Source organism: Photobacterium sp. 1_MG-2023 (assembly GCF_030547945.1).
Lineage (GTDB): Bacteria > Pseudomonadota > Gammaproteobacteria > Enterobacterales > Vibrionaceae > Photobacterium.
In genome coordinates, this window is record NZ_JAUORR010000008.1 from 92,146 (window position 1) to 115,785 (window position 23,640).

The following is a 23,640-nucleotide window of genomic DNA, read 5'->3' on the forward strand; positions in this document are numbered from 1 at the left end:
GAATGATTTTTTGGTTAGCAGACTTACTTGAGTCGACTTTTCCTTTTTTCCGTTTGTTTGAATACCTGACGTTCCGCGCCATTATCAGTGTGCTGACGGCTCTGATTCTTTCACTGTGGATGGGACCACGCTTGATTGCCCGCCTGCAAATGATGCAGATTGGCCAGGTGGTTCGCCATGACGGACCGGAGTCACACTTCAGCAAACGGGGCACCCCAACCATGGGTGGGGTCATGATTCTGGCGGCCATCACCTTCACAGTACTGCTGTGGTCTGATCTGACAAACCCTTATGTCTGGGCGGTGCTGACGGTCATGCTGGGCTATGGCGCGGTCGGCTTCGTTGACGATTACCGCAAAGTTGTCCGGAAAAATACCGATGGTCTGATTGCTCGCTGGAAGTACTTCTGGCAGTCGGTCATTGCGCTGGTTGTCGCGTTTGCGCTGTATGCACATGGCAAAGACACCGCCGCGACTCAGCTGGTGGTGCCGTTTTTCAAAGAAGTGATGCCGCAGTTGGGACTGCTGTATATTGCACTGACTTATTTTGTCATCGTCGGCACCAGTAATGCGGTGAACCTGACCGATGGTCTGGATGGCTTAGCCATTATGCCAACCGTCATGGTCGCGGCGGGCATGGCCTTCATTGCCTGGGCAACCGGCAACGTTAATTTTGCCAGCTATCTGCACATTCCTTATATCAGCAACGCCAGTGAACTGGTGGTTGTCTGTGCGGCGATTGTCGGCGCAGGGCTGGGCTTTTTGTGGTTCAACACCTATCCGGCACAGGTTTTCATGGGCGATGTCGGCTCACTGGCCTTGGGCGGCGCGCTGGGAACCATTGCGGTGCTGGTCCGTCAGGAATTACTGCTGGTGATCATGGGCGGTGTATTCGTGATGGAAACCGTGTCTGTGATTCTTCAGGTCGGCTCTTATAAGCTGCGCGGTCAGCGCATCTTCCGGATGGCACCGATTCACCACCACTATGAACTGAAAGGCTGGCCGGAACCGCGCGTGATCGTCCGCTTCTGGATTATTACACTGATGCTGGTGCTGTTTGCGCTGGCAACACTGAAGGTACGCTAAATGAATCGCTTGGAGCAGGCAGGCAATATCGTTGTCGTTGGTCTGGGCGTGACCGGGCTGTCGGTGGTGAATTATCTCAAGCGACAGCCAAAAGTGCCGCAGATCCGAGTCATTGATACCCGCACCAATCCACCGGGCCAGAATGAACTGCCGCATGATGTGGCGCTGTGTGCCGGTGAATGGCAGATGGACTGGTTGCTGACGGCGGATCTGATTGTTGCCAATCCGGGGATTGCACTCAGTACCCCGCAGATGCACACAGCGGCAGCGGCAGGCATCCCGATTGTCGGTGATATCGAACTCTTTGCCTGGGCGGCAGACCAGCCGGTCGTCGCCATTACTGGCTCCAACGGAAAAAGCACCGTCACCAGTCTGGTGGGGGAAATGGCGGCGGAAGCTGGCATTCAGGTCGGCGTTGGCGGCAACATTGGTCTGGCAGCGCTGAATATGCTGTCTCAGGGTAATGGGTTGTATGTGCTGGAACTCTCCAGCTTTCAGTTGGAAACCACGTCCTCCCTGCAACTGGCCGCAGCGGCTTATCTGAATCTGTCAGAAGATCATATGGACCGTTACGACAGCCTGAACGATTACGGACTGGCGAAGCAGCGCATCTTTCAGCATGCCCGCGTTGCGATCAGTAACCGCGATGATGCCGCGACATGGCCGATAGCATTTTCTGGCCAGCAGACCAGCTTCGGTTTTGACGAGAAAGACTACGGCCTGATTCAGGTTCAGGGTCAAGAGTATCTGGCGGTCAACGGCGAGCCTGTGATGCCAAGTCGCGAGCTGGCGCTGGTTGGTCGTCATAATGTTGCCAACAGCCTGGCGGCACTGGCGCTGGCCGATGCAGCAGGGATTGAGCGCGCAGCCTCCTGCCGGGCCCTTCGCCGTTATACCGGGTTGCCCCATCGCTGCCAGCGTGTGGTTCAGGCACACGGCGTTGACTGGGTGAATGATTCAAAAGCGACCAATCTGGCCAGTACTCTGGCGGCACTGGACGGTTTGTCGATTTCCGGTAAATTGCATCTGCTGGTGGGCGGGGATGGTAAAGGTGCCGACTTTTCTCCACTGAAATCTGTGCTTGCCCCCTTGAATGTTCAGTTGTATTGCTTTGGCCGGGATGGTCATCGGTTTGTGTCTCTGACCAGCAATCCTGTGGTGGTCGAGACGATGGATCAGGCGATGGCGATGGCGGCTGCCGAAGCACAGGCAGGCGATATGATTTTGTTGTCACCGGCTTGCGCCAGTCTGGATCAGTATCCGAATTTCATGGCGCGTGGGGATGCCTTTGTGGCACTGGCCCACAGCCTGCAAGACCATGTACAGGGAGCGCACTCATGCTGAGTGGGCTCAAAGATGCCCTGTTCGAAATCAGTCAGTGGTTCAGCCGGCCCGCGCCGCCCTGTCAGTATGACCGGCAACTGGTGTGGATCAGCCTGGCGCTGATGGTGACCGGACTGGTGGTCGTCAGTTCGGCTTCTGTGCCCGTGGCAACCCGGCTGACGGACATGCCGTTTTACTTTGCACTGCGACATGGCTTTTTCCTGCTGTGCTCCCTCGTGCTCGCTGCATTTATGGTGCAGGTGCCTTTGGAACGCTGGCGTCAGCTCAGTGTCCCAATGTTGTTTGCGTCGCTGGCACTGCTGGTGATTGTGCTGGTGCTGGGGCGTTCAGTAAACGGCGCGGTTCGCTGGATTCCATTGGGGATCTTTAACCTGCAGCCTGCGGAAGTCGCCAAGCTGTCGCTCTTCATCTTTCTGTCCGGTTATCTGGTGCGCCAGTATCATCAGGTCCGGCAAAGTTTTTATGGCTTCATCAAACCGCTGGCGGTGTTGGCGCTCATGGCCGCATTACTTCTGATGCAGCCCGATCTGGGCTCCTTTGTTGTGATGTTTGTCACCACAGTGGGTATGTTGTTTATCGCCGGGGCCAAGCTGTGGCAGTTTCTGGCGATGATGGCGATGGCCCTGTCCGGCATCGTAATGCTGATCGTGTTTGAGCCTTACCGGATGCGACGGATCACGGCCTTCATGGACCCCTGGGAAGACCCGTTTGGCAGCGGCTATCAGCTGACACAGTCGCTGATGGCGTTTGGGCGTGGTGACTGGTTTGGGCAGGGGCTTGGGAATTCTATTCAGAAACTGGAGTACTTGCCGGAAGCACATACGGACTTTGTTTTTGCCGTGCTGGCGGAAGAATTTGGACTGGTCGGGGTGTCAGTGGTGTTGCTGCTGATCTTTGCTCTGGTGTTCAAAGCCTTGCTGATTGGCCGGAAAAGCCTGCAGTCCGGCCAGCTGTTTGGCGGGTTTCTGGCCTTTGGCATTGGCTTCTGGTTTGCCTTTCAGACACTGGTGAACGTCGGTGCGGCTGCTGGCATGGTGCCGACCAAAGGTCTGACCCTGCCGCTGATCAGCTACGGTGGCTCCAGTTTATTCATGATGTCGACAGCAGTGGCCATACTGCTGCGTATTGATCACGAGCAGCGCCACGAGGCGCGGTTCGGACACGCGCAATCAAGTGAACAAAATGACAGTGAAGAAAAATAAACGTCTGCTGGTGATGGCAGGCGGGACAGGCGGTCACGTCTTTCCGGCGCTGGCGGTTGCCCGTCAGTTACAGCAGGAAGGCTGGGAAATCCGCTGGCTTGGGACAGCTGATCGGATGGAAGCAGAGCTCGTTCCGAAACATGGCATTGAGATTGATTTTATTCAAGTGAAAGGCTTGCGCGGGCAGGGTCTGAAAAACCTGCTGGCGGCGCCATTTCAGATCCTGGGTGCCATCAGACAGGCACGTCGCTACATCAAAACCTGGCAACCCGACGCGGTGCTAGGGATGGGCGGTTATGTCAGCGGACCGGGTGGCGTCGCTGCCTGGCTGAGTGGAATTCCGGTGATCCTGCATGAGCAGAATGCCGTTGCCGGGCTGACAAACCGTTGGCTATCACGGATTGCTGCCAGCGTGCTGCAGGCGTTTCCCGGTGCTTTTTCTGGGAAACCTGTGGTCGGGAACCCGGTGCGCCGGGATGTCACCGAACTTGCAGCACCAGAAACCAGGCTGGCCGATCGGGCCGGACCGGTGCGAATTCTGGTCATGGGGGGCAGTCAGGGCGCACGGATTCTGAATCAGACCGTGCCGGTGGCCGCAGCAACATTGGGGGGTCAGGTTGAACTCTGGCATCAGGCTGGTAAAGGCAATCAGGATAGTACTGAACAGGCGTACCGTGACGCGGGTGCGGTGCAGTACAAGGTCACAGAGTTTATTGATGATGTGGCTGCCGCCTATGACTGGGCTGATCTGGTGGTGTGCCGCTCTGGCGCCCTGACTGTGTCTGAGTTATCAGCTGCGGGTGTGGCCGCTGTGTTTGTGCCATTTATGCACAAAGATCGCCAGCAGGCCCTGAATGCCGATCATCTGGTCGCCTGTGGTGCAGCATACATGATTGAACAGCCGGATCTGACCGCAGAAAAACTGGCTCAACTGATTGCCACATTGGATCGTCCGGCTTTGCTGAACATGGCCGAGGCGGCGAGACAGGCTGCGATTCTTGATGCCGATGTTCGCGTTGCGGATGTCATCAAGGCGCAGGCAAAGAAATAAATATAGAGAACGAAGTGATGAGTAAACCGGATAACCAGCAAATTGCTAAAATCAGAACCATGGTGCCAGAAATGCGTCGGGTTGAGCGAATTCACTTTGTTGGAATCGGCGGGGCCGGGATGAGCGGCATTGCAGAAGTGTTGCTGAACGAAGGCTACCGGATCAGCGGTTCAGACATTACCCCAAACTCGGTGACAGATCGCCTGTCTGAGCGGGGCGCTGAGCTGTTTTTCGGACATGCAGAAAGCAATGTGGAAGGGGCTAGTGTTGTGGTGGTTTCCACCGCAATTTCAGCAGACAACCCAGAGCTGAAAGCCGCACGCGCCCTTCGGATCCCAGTGGTTCGCCGTGCAGAAATGCTGGCAGAGCTGATGCGCTATCGCCATGGGATTGCGATTGCAGGTACGCATGGTAAAACCACCACAACCGCGCTGACGACACAAATCTATTCGGAAGCCGGGCTGGATCCAACCTTTGTCAACGGTGGTCTGGTCAAAAGTGCCGGGACCAATGCCCGTCTGGGTTCGAGCCGTTATCTGATTGCTGAAGCGGATGAAAGTGATGCTTCTTTCATTCACTTGCAGCCGATGGTGTGCGTGGTGACGAACATCGAAGCCGATCATATGGATACCTATGGCGGTGATTTCGAAAACCTCAAACAGACCTTTATTGATTTCCTGCACAATCTGCCCTTCTACGGCCTGGCCGTGATGTGTGTTGACGATCCGGTTGTCCGCGAACTGCTGCCTCGGGTGGGCCGTCAGGTGATCACTTATGGTTTCTCGGAAGATGCGGATGTCCGCCTGACGGATTACCGCCAGCAGGGACAACAAGGTCATTTCTCGATTTTACGCAAAGGAAAGCCCGCACTGTCTGTAACCCTGAATATTCCGGGTCGTCACAATGCCCTGAATGCCGCGGCCGCAGTGGCGGTTGCGAGCGAAGAAGGCGTAGACGACGCTGCGATTCAGCGTGCACTGGTCGAATTTGAGGGCACAGGCCGTCGTTTTGACCAGTTGGGTGAATTCGATACAGGCAATGGCCAGGTTATGCTGGTGGACGACTATGGTCATCACCCAAGCGAAGTGGATGTCACAATTCAGGCCGCGCGTGCCGGATGGCCGGAGAAACGTCTGGTCATGATTTTCCAGCCGCATCGCTACACTCGGACCCGGGATTTGTATGATGACTTTGCCAATGTGCTGGAGCAGGTGGATGTTCTGCTGATGCTGGATGTTTACAGTGCAGGTGAAACGCCGATTCCAGGTGCGGATGGCCGGGCCTTGTGCCGGACGATTCGTGGCCGTGGCCAGTTGGATCCGATTTTTGTGCCCAATACAGCGGCGCTGCCGGGTGTGTTAGCGAATGTGATCCAGGATAATGACCTGGTGCTGACGCAAGGTGCTGGTGACGTTGGTAAAATTGCACGTCAGCTGGCAGCACTGGCCCTGAACGTGAAGGAAATGAAGAAATAATGTGCTTCAAAGGTATCGTGACGCTAAAATCTGGATTATTTTGTGTCACTTTCTTTGGCTTTTTCACTAAGCTTTGAGAAAAAGAGGAAAATTCCTTCAATCGTTGATGCAGGCCGTATGGCTGGCCGAATGAGGTCTGACGCTGATTCCTGATACATCAAGATAAGATTCAGGAAATTGCGGACAATGGTTGGAGAGCATCGCGTTGGTCGGTATAATCGGCCAACTTTGCTGCCGTATCCGGTTTTTGGTGAAATTTTATGACAGGTAAGTCTTCACTTCGCTTGTCTGGTGATCAAAATAACGGCAGACTGAGAAGATTCAGGAAATGAAGTGGTAAACCATGACTGAGGCAACCCTGAAACAGCACAACTTGGTTTCCGGTCCGTTGTCCCAATGGCGTGGCCTGAGTTTTCTCGTTTGTGTCATTGCCGGCATTATCTGGTTGCTGACGGCGGTCATCCACTGGATGACGGACGCCAACCGCCTGCCATTGTCTCAGTTGGTGATTCAGGGAGAGCTGCACCACCTGACCACAGATCAGGTTCGGCAGGGCATTCTGGAAATGGGATCGCTGGGCAGCTTCATGCTGCAGGATGTGGATGATCTTCAGCAGGCTCTGGAATCGTTACCCTGGGTGAACCGGGCCTCAGTTCGCAAGCAATGGCCGGATACCGTAAAGGTCTATCTGGTCGAACATGAACCGGCGGCCATCTGGAATGATGAATTCCTGGTGAACCAGCAGGGCAAGGTCTTTCTGGCACCGGCGAGGGATGTCGCGGGCGAACCGATGGTGACCCTGGAAGGACCTGACGGCAGCAGTGCGGAAATGCTTCAGACCTGGCGCGAAATGCAACCGGAGTTACAGCGTGGCGGATTTGAAATTGTTAGGCTGTCACTCAATGAAAGACGCTCCTGGCGAATCTGGCTCAGCAATGGTATTCGGCTGGAATTGGGCAGAGAAGCCCGGCTGGAGCGAATTCAGCGCTTTTTATGGCTTTACCCGGAGTTAGAACAGCAGGGCAAAGCAATTGATTATGTTGATCTGCGTTACGACACGGGTGTCGCCGTAGGTTGGCAACAAAATAACGAAGATGTGGTTCAGGAATAGAGCGTGCGCTAATGACGAAGGCAACAGATAAAAAACTCATCGTTGGCCTTGATATCGGCACTTCCAAAGTGTGTGCTTTGGTAGGCGAGGCATTGCCGGACGGCCAGGTGAATGTCATTGGTGTGGGTAGCAGCCCGTCTAAAGGCATGGACAAAGGTGGCGTTAATGATTTGGAATCTGTCGTCAAATCTGTACAGCGGGCGGTTGACCAAGCAGAATTGATGGCCGATTGTCAGATTGCTTCTGTATATCTGTCCTTATCTGGTAAACATATTCGCTGTCAGACAGAAAAAGGCATGGTGCCTATCTCAGACAAAGAAGTCACACAGGATGATGTTGATAACGTCATCCATACAGCCAAGTCGGTGAAAATCAGCGACGAGCACCGCACCTTGCATGTCATTCCGCAAGAGTTCGCCATTGACTATCAGGAAGGGATTAAAAACCCGGTGGGATTGTCTGGCGTGCGGATGGAAGCCAGCGTACACATGATCACTTGCCACAATGATATGGCGCGGAACATCGTGAAAGCTGTGGAACGCTGTGGTTTGAAAGTGGACCAGCTGATTTTCTCCGGTCTGGCAGCTAGCTATGCTGTCCTGACTGCAGATGAACGCGAACTGGGTGTCTGTGTCGTGGATATCGGCGGTGGCACCATGGATCTTGCTGTCTGGACGGGGGGCGCGCTGCGTCATGCGGAAGTGATTCCTTATGCAGGCAACGTGGTAACCAGTGACATCGCTTATGCCTTTGGTACCCCCCCCGGTGATGCTGAGGAAATCAAAGTAAAATATGGCTGTGCGCTGAGTGAATTGGTCAGCAAAGATGCGAAAGTCGATGTGCCCAGTGTGGGTGGACGACCGTCGCGCAGCCTGCAAAGCCAGACCCTTGCGGAAGTCATTGAACCGCGATACAGCGAGTTGCTGGGTCTGGTGAATCAAAAGTTGGTGGAAATACAAGAACAACTGCGTAATTCGGGTGTCAAACACCAGCTCGCTGCCGGGATTGTATTAACCGGCGGTGCCTCCCAGATGGAAGGGCTGGTTGAGTGCGCTGAGCGGGTATTCCGCAATCAGGTGCGTTTAGGCCGACCTCTCGGACTAAGTGGCTTAACGGATTATGTCCAGGCCCCGCATTACGCAACTGCAGTCGGATTGCTGCAATACGGAAAGGACAGTCAAACATTTGAAGATAGTGAACTGGAACCCAAACGTTCCGTGACAGGTCTGTTCACTAAAATTAGTGGTTGGCTAAGAAAAGAATTTTAAACCTGATGCGAACAGGAAAAACGGAGAGAACACATGTTTGAACCGATGATGGAATTGTCTGATGAAGCGGTAATTAAAGTCATTGGCGTTGGCGGTGGCGGTGGTAACGCTGTTGATCACATGGTTCGTGAGTCAATTGAAGGCGTACAGTTCATCAGCGTAAATACTGATGCCCAGGCGCTGCGTAAAAGCAACGTCGGCACAGTGATTCAGATTGGCGGTGACATCACAAAAGGTTTGGGCGCAGGCGCAAACCCACAGGTAGGCCGGGATTCAGCTCTGGAAGATCGTGAAGCGATCCGCGAAGCGCTGGACGGTTCAGATATGGTCTTCATCGCAGCAGGCATGGGCGGCGGTACCGGTACAGGTGCAGCGCCGATTATTGCTGAAGTTGCGAAAGAGCTGGGTATTTTGACCGTTGCTGTGGTCACCAAACCTTTCAGCTTCGAAGGGAAAAAGCGCATGGCGTTTGCGGAGCAGGGCATCGAAGAGCTGTCCAAGCACGTGGACTCCCTGATCACGATCCCGAACGAGAAACTGCTGAAAGTGCTGGGACGCGGGATTACCTTGCTGGACGCCTTTGCGAAAGCCAATGACGTGCTGAAAAATGCCGTTCAGGGCATTGCTGAGCTGATCACCCGTCCGGGCATGATCAACGTCGACTTTGCAGACGTGCGTACTGTCATGTCCGAAATGGGTCATGCCATGATGGGCAGCGGTGTGGCAACGGGCGAAGATCGTGCGGAAGAAGCGGCTGAAATGGCAATTTCAAGCCCACTGCTGGAAGATATCGATCTGGCGGGTGCTCGTGGTGTTCTTGTGAACATTACAGCGGGTCTGGATATGCGTCTGGACGAGTTTGAAACTGTGGGTAACACAGTGAAGGCGTTTGCATCGGATAATGCGACGGTTGTGATTGGTACTTCTCTGGATCCAGAGATGAGCGATGAACTGCGTGTGACGGTTGTTGCCACGGGGATTGGTAAAGAATCTAAGCCGGATATCACGCTGGTGACGAATTCAGCCAAACCTGCGGCACAGGAAAAGCCAGCGGTTCAGCAAGCAGCGCAGCAGCAGCCTGAAGAAACGATTAAGCCTCAGACAACTCAGCCAGCGGCAGAGAAAGCGGTTCAGTCAGGCGCAGCAGCCACGGCTGCCAAGCCAAAGCAGCAGGCCGATCATGACTATTTGGACATTCCGGCATTTTTGCGCAAGCAGGCCGACTAATTTCAAAAAGTTTGGGTTAGGTCACGATTGGTGGTAAGATGACCGCTTGGCCGCCATTAAAGTTTATCTTTAGGTGGTCGATATATAGTCATCAGTCAGTTGAGACGAGTAAGCAGATGATCAGACAACGTACACTAAAAAGCATCGTTCAAACGACCGGAGTGGGTCTTCACTCGGGCCGTAAAGTGACGCTTATTCTGCGCCCAGCCGCAGCAAATACTGGTGTAATCTATCGTCGTACGGATTTAAACCCGCCGGTAGATTTCCCGGCCAATGCAGATTCAGTACGCGATACAATGTTGTGCACCGCACTGGTGAATGATCAGGGCGTACGGATCTCAACGGTTGAGCACCTCAATGCCGCACTGGCGGGGATGGGGATTGATAACGTGATTGTGGAAGTGGATGCGCCTGAAATTCCAATTATGGACGGCAGCGCCAGCCCATTCATTTATCTGTTGCAATCCGCCGGAATTGAAACGCTGAATACGCCAAAGCGCTTTCTGCGTCTGAAGAAAACGGTTCGGGTTGAAGATGGCGACAAGTGGGCTGAACTGAGACCTTACAACGGTTTCCGTCTGGACTTCGCGATCGAATTCAACCATCCGGCAATTGACTCTGACCAGCAACGTCTGGTGCTGGACTTTTCCAGCCAGTCGTTTGTGAAAGATATCAGCCGTGCGCGGACTTTTGGTTTCATGCGTGACATCGAATACCTCCAGTCGCAGAATCTTTGTCTGGGCGGTAGTTTCGACAACGCCATTGTTCTGGATGATTATCGTATCCTGAACGATGATGGCCTGCGTTTCGACAATGAACTCGTGACTCACAAAGTACTGGACGCGATTGGCGACCTTTACATGTGTGGTCACAACATCATTGGTGAGATGGTGGCTTACAAATCGGGTCATGCCCTGAACAACAAACTGCTGCGTGCGGTTCTGGCTGATCAGGAAGCCTACGAGTGGTCAACCTTCCAGGACGAAGCGGATGTGCCGGTCACATTTGCTCAGCCAGGCATGGTGCTCGCTTAACTGATTTTCGTTTTCTGCTCGCTACCGATGAAAGCAACGATGTGACAAATTTGCCACTATACTTGCGATAAATGAGTCGGTTTAGTGAGCAGAAAAATGAAAAAAAACGTGATTATTCTCACGCACGGATGGACGGGAAGTTCCGCCTTCACAGCGTTGATTGCCCGAGCTGGCTATTGGCCTGGAGACAGTACGGTTGAAAAAGTTGATTACGATACTTTTGAAAACACTGAACTGGTCACGTTAAATAAACAGCTTCTCAACGAGATGGGCTATCAGGGAGACAGAGATCACGACCTGATGACTGAAACCTTAGTGTCTGAACTTGCAGACCGGGCAACATCGCTAGACCTCCAGCAATACCAATCCTTCATCGAACGTCTCAATCAGCATCAACCCTGGATCTGGAAAGATCCGCGATTAACTTTAACGATTCGCATCTGGGCCAGATTACTCGATCTGGACAATATTGCTTTCATTATTCTGACGCGTGACGATGAACAGTCCTGGATCACTTCCAATCAAAGACGTCATATCCAGAGCCGAAATTTTACCCGTAAGTACAATCAAGGCGTGACAAGTACGCTCCGGCACTTCCTGCAAACACATCAGCAAGATTTTCTTGAATTCCAGTTCGAAGACTTACAACTCAGGCCGGAAGCGACCCTGAGTCGACTGAATGAGTTTCTGGAAATTTCGTTGTCAATGGATGATCTGAAAGCGGTGTATCACAAGCCTTTGTATGAAAAATCGAAAGGGTTCAAAGATAAGCTGGAAGCTTTCGCAATCTATCTGAAGAATTACCGGATGAGGGACGGTCGTCAGGCCTGTTGATGGAGGGGTAGCCAGACGGCGGTCACTGTGGCTTTTTGGATAAGGCTGCAATGCGTTCTAAGCGGGCTTTAATTTTTGCCGGTGCATCCTGAGCTGTTTTCAGTAAAGCCGCTGCGGCTTTGTCAGATATCGGTTTTCGTTTCAGAACGGGCGTTTGGCTGGCTTTGGGGGGGTCTGCGGCCAGCGATGGATTGATGGTGACTTTCAGATCCTGTAATTGTGGCAACATCTGTTCGCGTAATTGTTTTATCAGTTGATTACGCTCATAGTTGAGGCGCATCGACCAGGCTGCTGAAGCGACTTCGATGATCAATACTCCCTGACGATAGTTGCTGACCCGGCACGCCTGAGCGCACTGAAGACACGCCTGTACTTTACTGTTGAGTTTATGCAGGGCAATCGCGCGTTGCTGGATATTCCCCAGTGTTGTTTCATCATCCAGTAAACTGGCGGTGGTTTGCGGGCGGTGATCTCTCATATTCAACATCACAGAGTTGTCAGGTTGTCAGTCAAACTCAGAACGCAATCTGCGGAGTGAGATCTAAGTTTTTGTATTCGATGGCAATGTTTCTGCCATGATTCCAAGCGGTAAGGCGTGGATTTTTTTATTATATCAAATTCAGTGGCCCAAACTGAGTAAGGTTTGCAAAAGCCTTGCTGAATGGCTCCAGCGCACAAAGCATGTTATTGTGCCCTGATTGCCCTTGAAATTTAGCAGGGGAAACACAATATCTCCATCACTGACATTTGTTTTCATCCTCACTGCCGCTTGATTGCGGCAAAGGTATGCGGAGCAGGGACTGCTTCGTGATGACGGCAATTTATTGAATACTCAGCCTGCGCTGAGATCTGATATCACAAAGAGTAAAACGGCATCGCCATGTTATCAAAACTACTGACTAAAGTTATCGGCAGCCGCAACGACCGGACCATTCGACGTTTGCGTAAAATTGTTGATCAGATCAACAAGCTAGAACCTGAATTTGAAAGCCTGCAGGATGAAGAACTGAAGGCGAAGACGGTAGAATTCCGTCAACGACTGGACCAGGGTGAAACGCTGGATCACATCCTGCCGGAAGCCTTTGCAACCGTTCGTGAGGCCTCAAAGCGGGTCTTTGGCATGCGCCACTTCGACGTGCAGCTGGTCGGTGGTATGGTTCTGAACAACTGCCAGATTGCTGAAATGCGGACGGGTGAAGGTAAAACCCTGACCGCGACCTTGCCTGCTTACCTGAATGCACTGACCGGTAAAGGGGTTCACATTGTTACCGTCAATGACTATCTGGCAAAGCGGGATGCGGAAACCAACCGTGCTTTATTTGAATTTTTGGGCATGACCGTTGGGGTCAATTTGTCCCAGATGCCACCTCAAATGAAGAAAGAGGCTTATGCCTGCGATATTCTTTATGGCACGAACAATGAATTTGGCTTTGATTATCTGCGCGATAATATGGCATTCCGCCCTGAAGATCGTGTTCAGCGTGAACGTTTCTTCGCGGTGGTGGATGAAGTTGACTCTATCCTGATTGATGAGGCCCGGACACCGCTGATTATCTCTGGCCCTGCGGAAGACAGTTCTGAACTCTATGCCAAGATCAATACACTGATCCCTGAGCTGGTTCGGGAAGAGAAAGAAGACAGCGAAGAATACCGTGGTGAGGGGCACTATACGGTTGATGAAAAATCCAAGCAGGTTCATTTAAATGAAAATGGCCAGGAATTTGTTGAAGAGCTGCTGAAGCGTCACGGCCTGATGCAGGAAGATGATACCCTCTATTCCCCTGCCAATATTTCTCTGCTGCACCATGTGAACGCTGCTCTGCGTGCCCATGTGTTGTTTGAACGCGATGTGGATTACATCGTGAAAGACAATGAAGTGATCATTGTTGATGAGCATACCGGTCGTACCATGCCGGGCCGTCGCTGGTCTGAGGGTCTGCACCAGGCTGTCGAAGCCAAAGAAGGTGTGAAGATCCAGAACGAGAACCAGACGCTGGCATCAATCACGTTCCAGAACTATTTCCGTCTGTATGAAAAACTGTCCGGTATGACAGGGACAGCAGATACGGAAGCGTTCGAATTCCAGTCCATCTACGGTCTTGAAACGGTTGTTGTTCCCACGAATAAACCGATGATTCGTGATGACATGGGTGATCTGGTTTATATGACAGAGCGCGAGAAATTCGACGCCATCATTGAAGACATCAAAGTTCGTGTGGAGAATGGCCAACCTGTGCTGGTGGGTACAGTGTCCATTGAAAAATCTGAACTGCTGTCTCGTGCGCTGAAAAAAGCCGGAATTGCGCATCAGGTTCTCAATGCGAAATTCCATGAAAAAGAAGCTGATATTATTGCCCAGGCCGGTAATGCAGGTGCGGTCACCATTGCAACCAACATGGCGGGCCGGGGGACGGATATTGTGCTGGGTGGCAGCTGGCAGAGCGAAGTAGAAGCACTGACGGAGCCGACCGAAGCACAAGTTGCTGAAATTAAAGCAGCCTGGAAAACACGCCATGAAGCCGTGCTGGCATCTGGCGGTCTGCATATTATTGGTACCGAGCGACATGAATCCCGTCGTATCGATAACCAGTTGCGGGGCCGTGCCGGTCGTCAGGGGGATGCGGGTTCTTCTCGTTTCTATCTGTCGATGGAAGATGGCCTGATGCGTATTTTTGCCTCTGACCGCGTATCCGCCATGATGAAAAAGCTGGGTATGGAAGAAGGCGAAGCCATTGAGCACCCATGGGTGACCAAAGCGATTGAAAATGCTCAGCGTAAAGTTGAAGGCCGTAACTTCGATATTCGGAAGCAGTTGCTGGAGTTCGATGACGTCGCGAACGACCAGCGTAAAGTGGTGTATGAGCTGCGCGATGAACTGATGCATGCTGAGGATATCAGCGAGATGATCAGTCATAACCGTGAAGATGTGCTGAACAGTGTCATCGATGACTATATTCCGCCTCAGTCACTGGACGAGATGTGGGATATCCCGGGTCTGGAAGAGCGTTTGAAACTCGATTTCGATCTGGAACTGCCGATTCAGGATTGGCTGGAAAAAGACGACAAGCTGTATGAAGAAGCGCTGCGTGAGCGGATTGTCGCTGAGTCGGTTCGAGTCTATGAGGCCAAAGAAGCGGCCGTCGGTGCACCAGTACTGCGCAACTTTGAAAAAACCGTCATGCTGCAGAATCTCGATACCCTGTGGAAAGAGCATCTGGCTGCGATGGATCACCTGCGTCAGGGCATCCATTTGCGCGGCTACGCACAGAAAAACCCGAAACAGGAATACAAACGAGAGTCTTTTGAGCTGTTCCAGGGCATGCTGGAAAATCTGAAATCAGATGTGATTTCAATTCTGAGCAAGGTGCGTGTGCAGCAGCAGGAAGAAGTGGATCGCGTTGAAGCTGAGCGTCAGCGGATGGCGGAAGAAATGGCCCGTCGCCAGCAGTTTAACCATCAGGAAGCGACCAGCGCTGTGGCCGAAACCACGGGCGCTGGTGAAAGCGAAACGTCCGGTGAGCGCAAGGTTGGCCGAAATGAGCCATGTCCTTGTGGTTCGGGTAAGAAATATAAACAGTGTCACGGTCGAATCAGCTGATCGTCTGTGATCTCAATAAAGGCCGCAATTGCGGCCTTTGTTTTTTGAGTTGGGTCGATACAATAAAGGCCGAATGCTTATGGGTGTCATCAAGCGTTAAAACAGGAAAGGCAGCGTGAATAAAAAACGAGTTTGGATCTCTGCTGGCATCATCCTCAACAGCCAGCAGGATCAAGTATTTATTACCCGTCGTCCCGAAACAGCGCACAAAGGCGGTTTCTGGGAATTTGCCGGCGGTAAAGTCGAACTGGGTGAAACGGCAGAGCAAGCCGTGGTTCGTGAACTCAACGAAGAAGTGGGTATTGTTGCCACGGAGTTGGAACATTTTATTGCGCTGGAACACGACTATCCGGAAAAAGCGCTAAAATTCGACTTTTTTCTGATCAAAGCCTTCGATGGCGAAGCTTATGGACGTGAAGGTCAACCCGGTCAGTGGGTGGCGCTGGAAGCGCTGCGGGAGTTTACTTTTCCGGAAGCAAACTATCCGGTGATTGATAAGTTACTGGCTCGCTGAGTGAGCACGCTGACAAGACAGGTGTTTCCCGATTCGTCTTGTCAGCGTGACTAGCTAAACCAATGACAGAATTTGGCGGGGTTACATTTCTTCAGACCAGCCATCCGCATCAGACAAATCCGGTGCACCCGGAATCGCCTTTTCTTCTGCAGCCCATTCACCTAAATCTATCAGCTGGCAACGTTTGGAGCAGAAGGGCCTGTACGGACTGGCTTCTCCCCAGACGACATCAGCCTGACAGGTTGGACATTTGACGATCGTCGGTGTTCTTTCTTGCGACACAATAACCTCAGCAAATTGCTAGTGTGAAATCGATGCATTCTGCAACTGGTGTTGCGGCTGAGGTCTGTCCTTCATCAAAAGGCAGAAACCGAACGGCAAACCGGCTGCGGTGGCCGGATATCATAGGGTAAACCCCATAGCTCGGGCAAATCTGAAGCCGCAGCAGGCTGGCATTCTCAGCGTCATGCTGAAAAAATCCGTTCCGTGCTGTCTGCGGTCTGAACTGGCCGGATTCACGGGTGACTCTCAACCAGAGTTGCAGCGCCTGCGCCATCGGGCAAAGTTGATCAAACCAATAGGCCATGTCGGCATGTTTGCGCTCAATGGGCAGATGGACCCAATGATGCAAACTGGGTAAATCGAAACAACAACTGCCGCCAGGCAGGGAAAAGCGTTGCTTGATGCCCGCCAGGAAGCGGTCTTCCCGCAGCACCTGCCCCAGACGCGGTGCGGAAATCAGGTGGTGATGGACAGAGCTAATCTGATCCAGCAGAGACAAGACCGCGGTTTGATCAACCCCTTCAACGTTCAGCCATTGCTTGATCTGTAACTGTTGCTTGTCGAGATCTTTTGCTAGCTCACTTTTGACCTGGACCTGATCCAGAATATCCAGCACATCGAACAGTGCCCGGAAAAAGATCTGGTGTTGCCAGAGATCGTCGGAATCGCTGGCATGATTCATCTGAAGTAGCAGGTACTCCAGTCGCAGGTAAATACGGACTTTTTCGTTTAACGGGTGTTCAAAACGGGTTGTCTGCATGGGGTGCCCTGTCATTCGTCTCTGATTTAGTTCCGCTTTCATTTCGGACTGTTTTGCTCGCTCAGCAGCAGGTAGTGTTGATGCAGACGGGCAACATCACCGCGAAGGCTGTGGCTGTCGCCGTTGTTATCAATGACATCGTCTGCGGCCGCCAGTCGCTGTGACCGACTGGCCTGAGCGGCCAGAATCTTGCGAACCTGCGCTTCATCCACCTGATCCCGGGCGGTTGTCCGGGCAATCTGGACGGCTTCACTGACATCAACGACCAAAAGCCGGTCTGCCATGGTTTGCAGTCGGTTTTCTACCATTAAGGGTACAACCAACAGACAATAAGGCGAATTTGCCTGTTGAATTTGTCGGGTCATTTGCTGGCGGATCATGGGATGCAACAGCCCGTCCAGCCAGGATTTCAGCTCAGGATCATTGAAAATTGCTTCTCTGAGTTTACTGCGGTTCAACTGGCCATCTGTCAGCAGGATGTCATGACCGAGTCGGTCTACAATGGCTTGCAGGCCATCAGAGCCTGGCGCGACCACATCCCGGGCGATGATGTCTGCATCAATAATATCAATGCCATAGTCTGCAAACAGATTGGCGACTGTTGTTTTACCGCTGCCGATCCCACCCGTCAGGCCGATTACCAAAGTCATTGTGCATATCCTAAATAGCTGCCCACATACCAGTGCAGGACCGGTGTGCCCCACAATAAGGCCAGCCAGCCAGCCAGCGCGAGATATGGGCCAAAAGAAAACGGCGTCTGTGACGCGTTGGATTCATTGTGTTGCAGACGCAGTAAAATGATGCCACACAGGGCGCCAAGCAGGGAAGACAACAGCACAATGAAAGGCAGCAATTGCCAGCCAGCCCAGGCTCCCAGCGCAGCTAAGAGTTTGAAGTCGCCGTAACCCATCCCTTCTTTTCCGGTCAGAAGTTTAAAGGCCCAGTACAGACTCCATAAACACAGATAACCCGCCATGGCACCAATGAGCGCGGACTCTAAACTGACCGGGCTGATTTCCAGCAGTGCCAGCAGCAACCCGCCCCACATGAGTGGGAGCGTGAGCTGATCTGGCAACAGCATTTTATCGATATCGATAAAAGTTAGGGCAATGAGTGCGAAGCTGGCGACGATCACTGCCAGACTCCACGCCGAAAAAGGAAGTACCAGTGCAACCGTCAGTGCGGCCAGACTGCTGAGGAGCTCGATGGCAGGGTAGCGGGCGCTGATCTTTTGCTGACAGTGACTACATTTACCGCGCAGCAGTATCCAACTGAGCACCGGAATGTTTTCCCAGGCTCGGATCGGGTGCTGGCAATGGGGGCAGTGTGAGGCCGGAACACTTAAATTCAAGGGTTGTTGTGGCGGTACCGGACCATGCTCGGGAAAGCAGTCGGCACAATCTGCCCGCCACTGTCTTTCCATCATGATGGGCAGGCGGTGAATGACCACATTCAGAAAGCTGCCGATGATCAGGCCAAAAATGGCTGCAGCAAGCGGATAAAGCCAGGGATAATCGATCAGCAATGCCATGAGTGAGTTCATCTTCCGTCAAGTCTGCGCAATAAAAGGCTATTTTAGCCTGATTGTGTTGTTTGTCGCGAGTTATCCAACCACTTTCATTAAATCGAAGACCGGCAGATACATGGCAAGTAACAGGGTGCCGACCAGCAGGCCGATGGTCAGGATGAGGATGGGTTCAGTCAAAGTGGTGAGGGTTTTCAGACGATGAGTGAGAGCACTGTCTTCTTGTTCCGCAATTTTGAGCAGCAGCTCGCCGAGCTGGCCGGTTTCCTCGCCCACCCGGATCATCTGGATCAGGCGTTCCGGGACCAGGGGATGCTGCCGGAGAGACTGACTCAGGAACTGCCCGGCGGCCACCTGATGGGCTGCATTCAGGTAAGCCTGCGTGAGTTCCCAGTTTCCGCAGGTGGCCGCGGCAAGCCGGATGCCGGTCAGCAGTGGGACGCCTGCCTGAAAGGTCAGCCCCAGTGTCCGGGTGAATCTGGCCTGGACGGCACTTTGCCAGAGCGGGCCGATCACAGGCATCCCTAACCCCAGACAGTGGAGCTTTTGTTGCCATGATAATGAACGCCGATACTGTCTGTGGCAGAGCCAGCCAAGCAGGATGGCGAACAGGCTGAAGGGCAGTCCCCGGTGTGTAATGATTTCAGACAGAGCCAAAACGGTGCGGGTTAACCCGGGCAATTGCTGGTCCATACTGGCATAAAGGCTGACAAATTGCGGCATGACCCAGAGCAGCATCAGGAGGGTGACAGCCAGTGCAACCAGACAGACGACAGCCGGGTAAATCATGGCCTGCTGTAACTGACGTTGCAGGGCATGGAAGCGTTCTCGGTAGGCGGCGATTTGTTGCAGCATTTCCGGGAGCAGACCCGCGTGTTCTCCCGCTGTGAGTAAACTGTCCACGGTGCTGTCTGGCGTTGGCAGAGACTGGCGAAGTGCAACCGAAAGCGGGATCCCGGTGGCGACCAGAGACTGAACCCGGTGAAGGAGTGCAGCGGCTTCCATGCGGGTTTGTTCTTGTGCCAGCAGTGTCAGCGCGTTGGACATCGGCAGCGAGGCACTGAGTAAAATACCCAGCTGGCGCAGCATTCGGGTCAGGTCCTGTGAACGAAACTGGTGGCGTCGGCGGGTCAGCCAGCCCGGCTGTCGCTTCTGGGCACTTAGCAGAACCGTTTGCTGTGCTTTGAGCTGCTGCGCAATGTCCCGGGGATGGTAGGCAACAGTCAGTCCACGAATTGTGCGGCCATTGTGCTGACGGCCCCGCCATCGGTAATAGTTCAATTGCCCTGTGGTCATCAGGCAACCTCACCCGATGAAGTCTGTAAGTCGTCCAGCCCAATCACACGCTGGAGCTCGCTCACACTGGTGGTGCCTTCACTCAACAGTCGAAGCCCCGCGGCGGTCAGGGTGTGTTGTGCCACACACTGATAGCGCATCAAGGGGGTGGGGGGGGCTGTGTCGGTCCGCTGTTTTTCCGGCAGGCAGAGTTCAAAGAGACCGGTTCGGCCGAGGTATCCCTGATTACAGCGTTCACACCCTTGCGGCCTGGATACGAAGAGCGTTGCGGTATCCGCCGGAAGGTGCGGTTGCAGAAAAGGGGGGACTTGGCCTGCCTGTTTGCAGTGCGGGCACAGGCAGCGGACCAGCCGCTGGGCAATGATCAGGCTGAGGGAGGTACCGAGATCATAGGAAGTAACCCCGAGGTGCCTTAGCCGGTTCAGGGTATCGGCGGCTGAATTTGTGTGCAGGGTCGACAGGACCAGATGGCCGGTTTGCGCCGCACGTATAGCCATGGTTGCGGTCTCCTGATCCCGGATTTCTCCAATCATCATCACATCCGGATCCTGTCGCAGAAAGGATCTGAGGGCGGATGAAAAATCCAGCCCGATGGCCGGGTTGATTTGCAACTGATTCACGCCGGTCAGCTGGATCTCAACCGGATCCTCTGCGGTGCAGAGATTGCGATGTTCCTGATTCAGGTAATTCAGACCCGCATAGAGGGACTGGGTTTTCCCGCTGCCGGTCGGGCCGGTCACCAGAACTAATCCCTGGGGTTTGTCCAATACCTCCTGCAGTGCATGCTGCTGGGCTGCGGTGAGCCCCAGATGTTCAAAAGAGAGCGGGACATGCTGATGGTCGAGCAGCCGGAGGACGGCTTTTTCGCCCCATTGCGCCGGTATTGTGGACAGGCGCATATCTACGGTCAGATCCTGACTCAGCGGCAGGCGAAACCGGCCATCCTGTGGCAGGCGACGCTCGGCAATATTCAGTCGCGCCAGAATTTTCAGCCGGGCGACCAGACGAACGGCAAACTCGGGTGGAGGCGAGGCGTAGCGGAGTAACAGGCCGTCGCAGCGGAATCGGATATGGCAGTTCTGCTCAAAGGGTTCAATGTGGATATCTGAAGCTTTGCGTCGTATCGCATCCAGCAGTAATTGGTTCAGGTAACGGCTGACGGGTGCATCTTCCTGCGTGTCCGGTTCGGCTGTGACCTCAGGGAGCGCATCCTGGGAAACAAACTCGTCGCTCCGGACAGGGGCGGTGGTCAGCGTACTGGTGATCTGTTGTCCGTAGACACGTTGAATCGCATGTTCCAGTTGCTGCAACGGTAACAGCAGCGGACGCACCGACAATCCGGTGATAAAGCGGCACTCGTCGATGCACTGAGTTTCAGTCGGATCGGCAATGCCGAGATACAGGACATCCTGATCCTGCGAGAGGGGCAGCACCCGGTGTCTTTCGATTAATGGCCGGAGTGCCAGCTGGAGGCACAGAGACTGGTAATCGTACTGATGTACGTCGGTCAGCGGCAAAGAAAACAGGTGTGCTAAATGACGGGCCAGCTCACGATCGGTAAACAGGCCGGTGTCGATTAAAGACGCATGCACACCTGTACCGTTTTGTTCAGCGGCTAGATTGACCTGCTGGCGCTCGGTGGTTGTCAGCAGACTGGCGTGCGTTAAGGCAGACAACAATGCGTGTGTCATTCATCAGTTCCCCGGACAGAAACGGGCATGCTCATCACCCTCACAGCGAGTCTCCCAGATCAGGCCATGCTCACCCCCGGCAGGATGTAACTGAACTTGCAGGTTGGCGGGCAAGGTTCCTTTTCTGAATCCGGTTGGAATCTGTGCGACAACCATGGCTTCTTCACTAAAAGTCAGCGCTGTGCCGGAGCGGATTGCTGTGACTCTGGATTCGATGTCAAAGCCTTCGCCGTTGGCTTTGCGGAACTGCTGGCTGGGTGGCACACCATTGTGGCCACTCCGGCAGTCAATGGTCTGGGAGGTGCCGGACACCGGGCGGGTCAGCAGGCACAGACTGACGGCAGTTTTCATGGCCGTACTGGCATGCAGCATTTCTGTCGCATGCGCGCGTTGGGTATAGCCTTGATAAGCGGGCATGGCGAAAGCAGCAAGAACGCTGACAATGGCAACAACGATCATCAGCTCGATCAGGGTAAATCCGCGGGAGACAGGCATTGCAGGTTCTCTCCATGAGTTCAATTGGGCTGCCAGCTTATGCAGGATAATTTCTGGCGGAAAGTTGACGAGGCCGTTTCCCGGTTCTGTTCAAACCTAAAAGTAAAAACGAAGGATGTTGCAGGGCTTTTTTGGAGATGTTTCGAAAGCGCAGGCTGCAATGCCTGCCTGGTTCCATGTCTGAGCGTTTCGCAGATTGATTCCGTCTGGCATGCATCAGGCCGCATTTTGAAGGGGACACTTCAACTGCTGAAAAACACTCATTATTTATGTGTGTTTGTGAATATATAACTCAGATCACAGCGTAGCGATGAGCAAAAACGAAAGTATTTACATTCTTCTTACTAATGAATACGCTCACTCGCTCAAAAAACACCATCGCAAATAAACATAATAATGAGGTTTCGTCTGAATGTTTGGAATATTCAAACCCAAGGCGCATCGGCCACAGCTTGCTGCTGATCAGGTCGACAGCACCTTTACCCGCCTTCGCTGGCAACTCTTCATCGGAATATTTGTCGGCTACGCCGGTTATTATCTGGTTCGTAAAAACTTCAGTCTGGCCATGCCATACCTGATTGAGCAGGGCTTCAGCCGTGGTGATCTGGGTGTGGCGCTGGCTGCAGTGTCCATTTCTTACGGTTTATCTAAATTCCTGATGGGCAGCGTGTCTGACCGTTCGGACCCGCGTTATTTCCTGAGTGCTGGCCTGCTGATGTCTGCACTGGTGATGTTCTGCTTCGGTTTTATGCCCTGGGCGACCGGCAGTATTACCGCCATGTTTATCCTGCTGTTCTTGAATGGCTGGTTTCAGGGCATGGGGTGGCCAGCCTGTGGCCGGACGATGGTGCATTGGTGGTCTCGCAAAGAACGGGGCGAAATTGTTTCGGTCTGGAATGTTGCCCATAACGTGGGCGGGGGTCTGATTGGTCCGCTGTTCCTGCTGGGTCTGTGGGCTTTCCAGGAAGATTGGCGTGCTGCATTTTATGTTCCTGCTTTTTTCGCCGTACTGGTTGCTGTTTTCATTTGGATGACTGTGCGAGATACCCCGCAATCTTGCGGTCTGCCGCCTATTGAAGAGTACAAAAACGACTATCCGGATGATTACGATCAGTCGCATGAAACCGAGATGACGGCGAAAGAAATCTTCTTCAAGTATGTTTTCTCAAACAAGCTGCTTTGGTCTATTGCCATTGCCAATGCCTTTGTTTATCTGATCCGCTATGGCGTACTGGACTGGGCGCCGGTTTATCTGAAAGAAGCCAAAGAATTTACCGTGGATAAGTCGTCCTGGGCTTATTTCCTGTATGAGTGGGCCGGTATTCCGGGCACCCTGCTGTGCGGCTGGATCTCCGATAAATTGTTCAAAGGCCGTCGTGCGCCAGCAGGGATTCTGTTTATGGTGCTGGTGACGGTTGCTGTTTTGGTGTACTGGTTCAACCCGGCAGGTAACCCGACCGTGGACATGCTGGCTCTGGTGGCCATCGGTTTCCTGATTTACGGTCCGGTGATGCTGATCGGCCTTTATGCTCTGGAGCTGGCACCGAAGAAAGCGGCGGGTACAGCGGCAGGTCTGACGGGTCTTTTTGGGTATCTGGGTGGTGCCGTCGCGGCGAATGCGATCCTGGGTTACACCGTGGATCACTTCGGCTGGGATGGCGGCTTCATGGTGCTGGTTGGCTCTTGTGTCGCATCCATTATCTTCCTGATGTACGCCTTTGTGGGCGAACGCGCACATCATAAGCAAAAAGAACGTGAGCAAGCGATTGCCTAAGATTTTACTTTAATTTTCAATATATACGGGCCGTTTCATATGAGTGACGGCCCGTTGTTTTATGGCGTCTGACA

General features: G+C 53.2%; 21 protein-coding genes. 13 read left to right on the top strand and 8 right to left on the bottom strand.

Features of this window, described 5'->3' with window-relative positions:
* The first annotated feature begins 2 nt into the window (after positions 1-2).
* The 10 genes from mraY (at position 3) to Q4579_RS09495 (ending at position 11,631) form a co-directional block, all read left to right on the top strand.
* Positions 3-1,085 carry a phospho-N-acetylmuramoyl-pentapeptide-transferase gene (gene mraY, locus Q4579_RS09450; RefSeq protein WP_211646326.1) on the top strand — a complete coding sequence of 361 codons (1,083 nt, stop codon included), beginning with the start codon at positions 3-5 and terminating at the stop codon, positions 1,083-1,085.
* On the top strand, positions 1,086-2,429 hold the full coding sequence (gene murD, locus Q4579_RS09455) for a UDP-N-acetylmuramoyl-L-alanine--D-glutamate ligase (protein ID WP_303563505.1): 1,344 nt from the start codon (positions 1,086-1,088) through the stop codon (positions 2,427-2,429).
* Positions 2,423-3,631 carry a cell division protein FtsW gene (gene ftsW, locus Q4579_RS09460; protein ID WP_303563507.1) on the top strand — a complete coding sequence of 403 codons (1,209 nt, stop codon included), beginning with the start codon at positions 2,423-2,425 and terminating at the stop codon, positions 3,629-3,631. The genes murD and ftsW overlap by 7 nt, the downstream gene beginning before the upstream one ends.
* Positions 3,618-4,682 (top strand): undecaprenyldiphospho-muramoylpentapeptide beta-N-acetylglucosaminyltransferase, encoded by a 1,065-nt coding sequence (gene murG, locus Q4579_RS09465; RefSeq protein ID WP_303563595.1) that lies wholly within the window; start codon positions 3,618-3,620, stop codon positions 4,680-4,682. The genes ftsW and murG overlap by 14 nt, the downstream gene beginning before the upstream one ends.
* A 17-nt stretch (positions 4,683-4,699) precedes the next feature.
* Complete coding sequence (murC, locus tag Q4579_RS09470; RefSeq protein ID WP_303563509.1) at positions 4,700-6,157, top strand: UDP-N-acetylmuramate--L-alanine ligase; 1,458 nt, start codon at positions 4,700-4,702, stop codon at positions 6,155-6,157.
* 343 nt (positions 6,158-6,500) lie between these two features.
* Positions 6,501-7,268 (top strand): cell division protein FtsQ/DivIB, encoded by a 768-nt coding sequence (locus Q4579_RS09475; RefSeq protein ID WP_303563511.1) that lies wholly within the window; start codon positions 6,501-6,503, stop codon positions 7,266-7,268.
* Positions 7,269-7,279: 11 nt separating this feature from the next.
* The gene (gene ftsA, locus Q4579_RS09480; protein WP_211646321.1) at positions 7,280-8,536 is read left to right on the top strand and encodes a cell division protein FtsA; all 1,257 of its coding nucleotides are present in this window, start codon (positions 7,280-7,282) and stop codon (positions 8,534-8,536) included.
* 33 nt (positions 8,537-8,569) lie between these two features.
* The gene (gene ftsZ / locus Q4579_RS09485; protein ID WP_303563513.1) at positions 8,570-9,763 is read left to right on the top strand and encodes a cell division protein FtsZ; all 1,194 of its coding nucleotides are present in this window, start codon (positions 8,570-8,572) and stop codon (positions 9,761-9,763) included.
* A 116-nt stretch (positions 9,764-9,879) separates the two neighbouring features.
* Complete coding sequence (gene lpxC / locus Q4579_RS09490; protein WP_211646319.1) at positions 9,880-10,797, top strand: UDP-3-O-acyl-N-acetylglucosamine deacetylase; 918 nt, start codon at positions 9,880-9,882, stop codon at positions 10,795-10,797.
* A 96-nt stretch (positions 10,798-10,893) separates the two neighbouring features.
* Positions 10,894-11,631, top strand: coding sequence for a sulfotransferase (locus Q4579_RS09495; RefSeq protein WP_303563517.1), 738 nt, complete (start codon positions 10,894-10,896; stop codon positions 11,629-11,631).
* A 22-nt stretch (positions 11,632-11,653) separates the two neighbouring features.
* On the opposite strand, the gene Q4579_RS09500 is transcribed toward Q4579_RS09495, so the two are convergent.
* Positions 11,654-12,109, bottom strand: coding sequence for a DUF721 domain-containing protein (locus Q4579_RS09500; RefSeq protein ID WP_303563518.1), 456 nt, complete (start codon positions 12,107-12,109; stop codon positions 11,654-11,656).
* A gap of 402 nt (positions 12,110-12,511) precedes the next feature.
* Here Q4579_RS09500 and secA point away from each other — a divergent pair, with 402 nt between their 5' ends.
* Entirely contained in the window at positions 12,512-15,229 is a 2,718-nt protein-coding gene (gene secA / locus Q4579_RS09505) for a preprotein translocase subunit SecA (protein ID WP_303563519.1), read from the top strand.
* Between the two features lie 115 nt (positions 15,230-15,344).
* Entirely contained in the window at positions 15,345-15,743 is a 399-nt protein-coding gene (gene mutT / locus Q4579_RS09510) for an 8-oxo-dGTP diphosphatase MutT (RefSeq protein WP_303563520.1), read from the top strand.
* An 81-nt stretch (positions 15,744-15,824) separates the two neighbouring features.
* Here the strand turns inward: mutT and yacG are convergent, their stop codons facing one another.
* From yacG to Q4579_RS09545, 7 genes are all read right to left on the bottom strand, one after another.
* Positions 15,825-16,025 (bottom strand): DNA gyrase inhibitor YacG, encoded by a 201-nt coding sequence (gene yacG / locus Q4579_RS09515; RefSeq protein WP_303563522.1) that lies wholly within the window; start codon positions 16,023-16,025, stop codon positions 15,825-15,827.
* Positions 16,026-16,032: 7 nt separating this feature from the next.
* Positions 16,033-16,785 carry a cell division protein ZapD gene (gene zapD / locus Q4579_RS09520; RefSeq protein ID WP_303563523.1) on the bottom strand — a complete coding sequence of 251 codons (753 nt, stop codon included), beginning with the start codon at positions 16,783-16,785 and terminating at the stop codon, positions 16,033-16,035.
* 38 nt (positions 16,786-16,823) lie between these two features.
* Positions 16,824-17,435, bottom strand: coding sequence for a dephospho-CoA kinase (gene coaE / locus Q4579_RS09525; RefSeq protein WP_303563525.1), 612 nt, complete (start codon positions 17,433-17,435; stop codon positions 16,824-16,826).
* On the bottom strand, positions 17,432-18,316 hold the full coding sequence (locus Q4579_RS09530; protein ID WP_303563526.1) for an A24 family peptidase: 885 nt from the start codon (positions 18,314-18,316) through the stop codon (positions 17,432-17,434). Before Q4579_RS09530 ends, coaE begins: the two co-directional genes overlap by 4 nt.
* A gap of 72 nt (positions 18,317-18,388) precedes the next feature.
* Positions 18,389-19,606, bottom strand: a complete 1,218-nt coding sequence (locus tag Q4579_RS09535; RefSeq protein WP_303563527.1) for a type II secretion system F family protein — start codon at positions 19,604-19,606, stop codon at positions 18,389-18,391.
* Positions 19,606-21,297 carry a GspE/PulE family protein gene (locus Q4579_RS09540; protein ID WP_303563529.1) on the bottom strand — a complete coding sequence of 564 codons (1,692 nt, stop codon included), beginning with the start codon at positions 21,295-21,297 and terminating at the stop codon, positions 19,606-19,608. Before Q4579_RS09540 ends, Q4579_RS09535 begins: the two co-directional genes overlap by 1 nt.
* Positions 21,298-21,300: 3 nt before the next feature.
* Entirely contained in the window at positions 21,301-21,792 is a 492-nt protein-coding gene (locus tag Q4579_RS09545) for a prepilin-type N-terminal cleavage/methylation domain-containing protein (RefSeq protein WP_303563530.1), read from the bottom strand.
* Positions 21,793-22,204: 412 nt separating this feature from the next.
* Between Q4579_RS09545 and glpT the strand changes: the two genes are divergently transcribed.
* Positions 22,205-23,566 carry a glycerol-3-phosphate transporter gene (gene glpT, locus Q4579_RS09550; RefSeq protein ID WP_303563532.1) on the top strand — a complete coding sequence of 454 codons (1,362 nt, stop codon included), beginning with the start codon at positions 22,205-22,207 and terminating at the stop codon, positions 23,564-23,566.
* The last annotated feature ends 74 nt before the right edge of the window (positions 23,567-23,640 follow it).

Coding starts and splice junctions, on each gene's coding strand:
- Q4579_RS09500 (WP_303563518.1), bottom strand. CDS start 12,109: ATGAGAGATCACCGCCCGCAAACCACCGCCAGTTTACTGGATGATGAA.
- glpT (WP_303563532.1), top strand. CDS start 22,205: ATGTTTGGAATATTCAAACCCAAGGCGCATCGGCCACAGCTTGCTGCT.
- ftsZ (WP_303563513.1), top strand. CDS start 8,570: ATGTTTGAACCGATGATGGAATTGTCTGATGAAGCGGTAATTAAAGTC.
- lpxC (WP_211646319.1), top strand. CDS start 9,880: ATGATCAGACAACGTACACTAAAAAGCATCGTTCAAACGACCGGAGTG.
- Q4579_RS09530 (WP_303563526.1), bottom strand. CDS start 18,316: ATGGCATTGCTGATCGATTATCCCTGGCTTTATCCGCTTGCTGCAGCC.
- ftsA (WP_211646321.1), top strand. CDS start 7,280: ATGACGAAGGCAACAGATAAAAAACTCATCGTTGGCCTTGATATCGGC.
- ftsW (WP_303563507.1), top strand. CDS start 2,423: ATGCTGAGTGGGCTCAAAGATGCCCTGTTCGAAATCAGTCAGTGGTTC.
- mraY (WP_211646326.1), top strand. CDS start 3: ATGATTTTTTGGTTAGCAGACTTACTTGAGTCGACTTTTCCTTTTTTC.
- Q4579_RS09535 (WP_303563527.1), bottom strand. CDS start 19,606: ATGACCACAGGGCAATTGAACTATTACCGATGGCGGGGCCGTCAGCAC.
- coaE (WP_303563525.1), bottom strand. CDS start 17,435: ATGACTTTGGTAATCGGCCTGACGGGTGGGATCGGCAGCGGTAAAACA.
- murC (WP_303563509.1), top strand. CDS start 4,700: ATGAGTAAACCGGATAACCAGCAAATTGCTAAAATCAGAACCATGGTG.
- Q4579_RS09545 (WP_303563530.1), bottom strand. CDS start 21,792: ATGCCTGTCTCCCGCGGATTTACCCTGATCGAGCTGATGATCGTTGTT.
- Q4579_RS09495 (WP_303563517.1), top strand. CDS start 10,894: ATGAAAAAAAACGTGATTATTCTCACGCACGGATGGACGGGAAGTTCC.
- zapD (WP_303563523.1), bottom strand. CDS start 16,785: ATGCAGACAACCCGTTTTGAACACCCGTTAAACGAAAAAGTCCGTATT.
- Q4579_RS09475 (WP_303563511.1), top strand. CDS start 6,501: ATGACTGAGGCAACCCTGAAACAGCACAACTTGGTTTCCGGTCCGTTG.
- secA (WP_303563519.1), top strand. CDS start 12,512: ATGTTATCAAAACTACTGACTAAAGTTATCGGCAGCCGCAACGACCGG.
- murD (WP_303563505.1), top strand. CDS start 1,086: ATGAATCGCTTGGAGCAGGCAGGCAATATCGTTGTCGTTGGTCTGGGC.
- Q4579_RS09540 (WP_303563529.1), bottom strand. CDS start 21,297: ATGACACACGCATTGTTGTCTGCCTTAACGCACGCCAGTCTGCTGACA.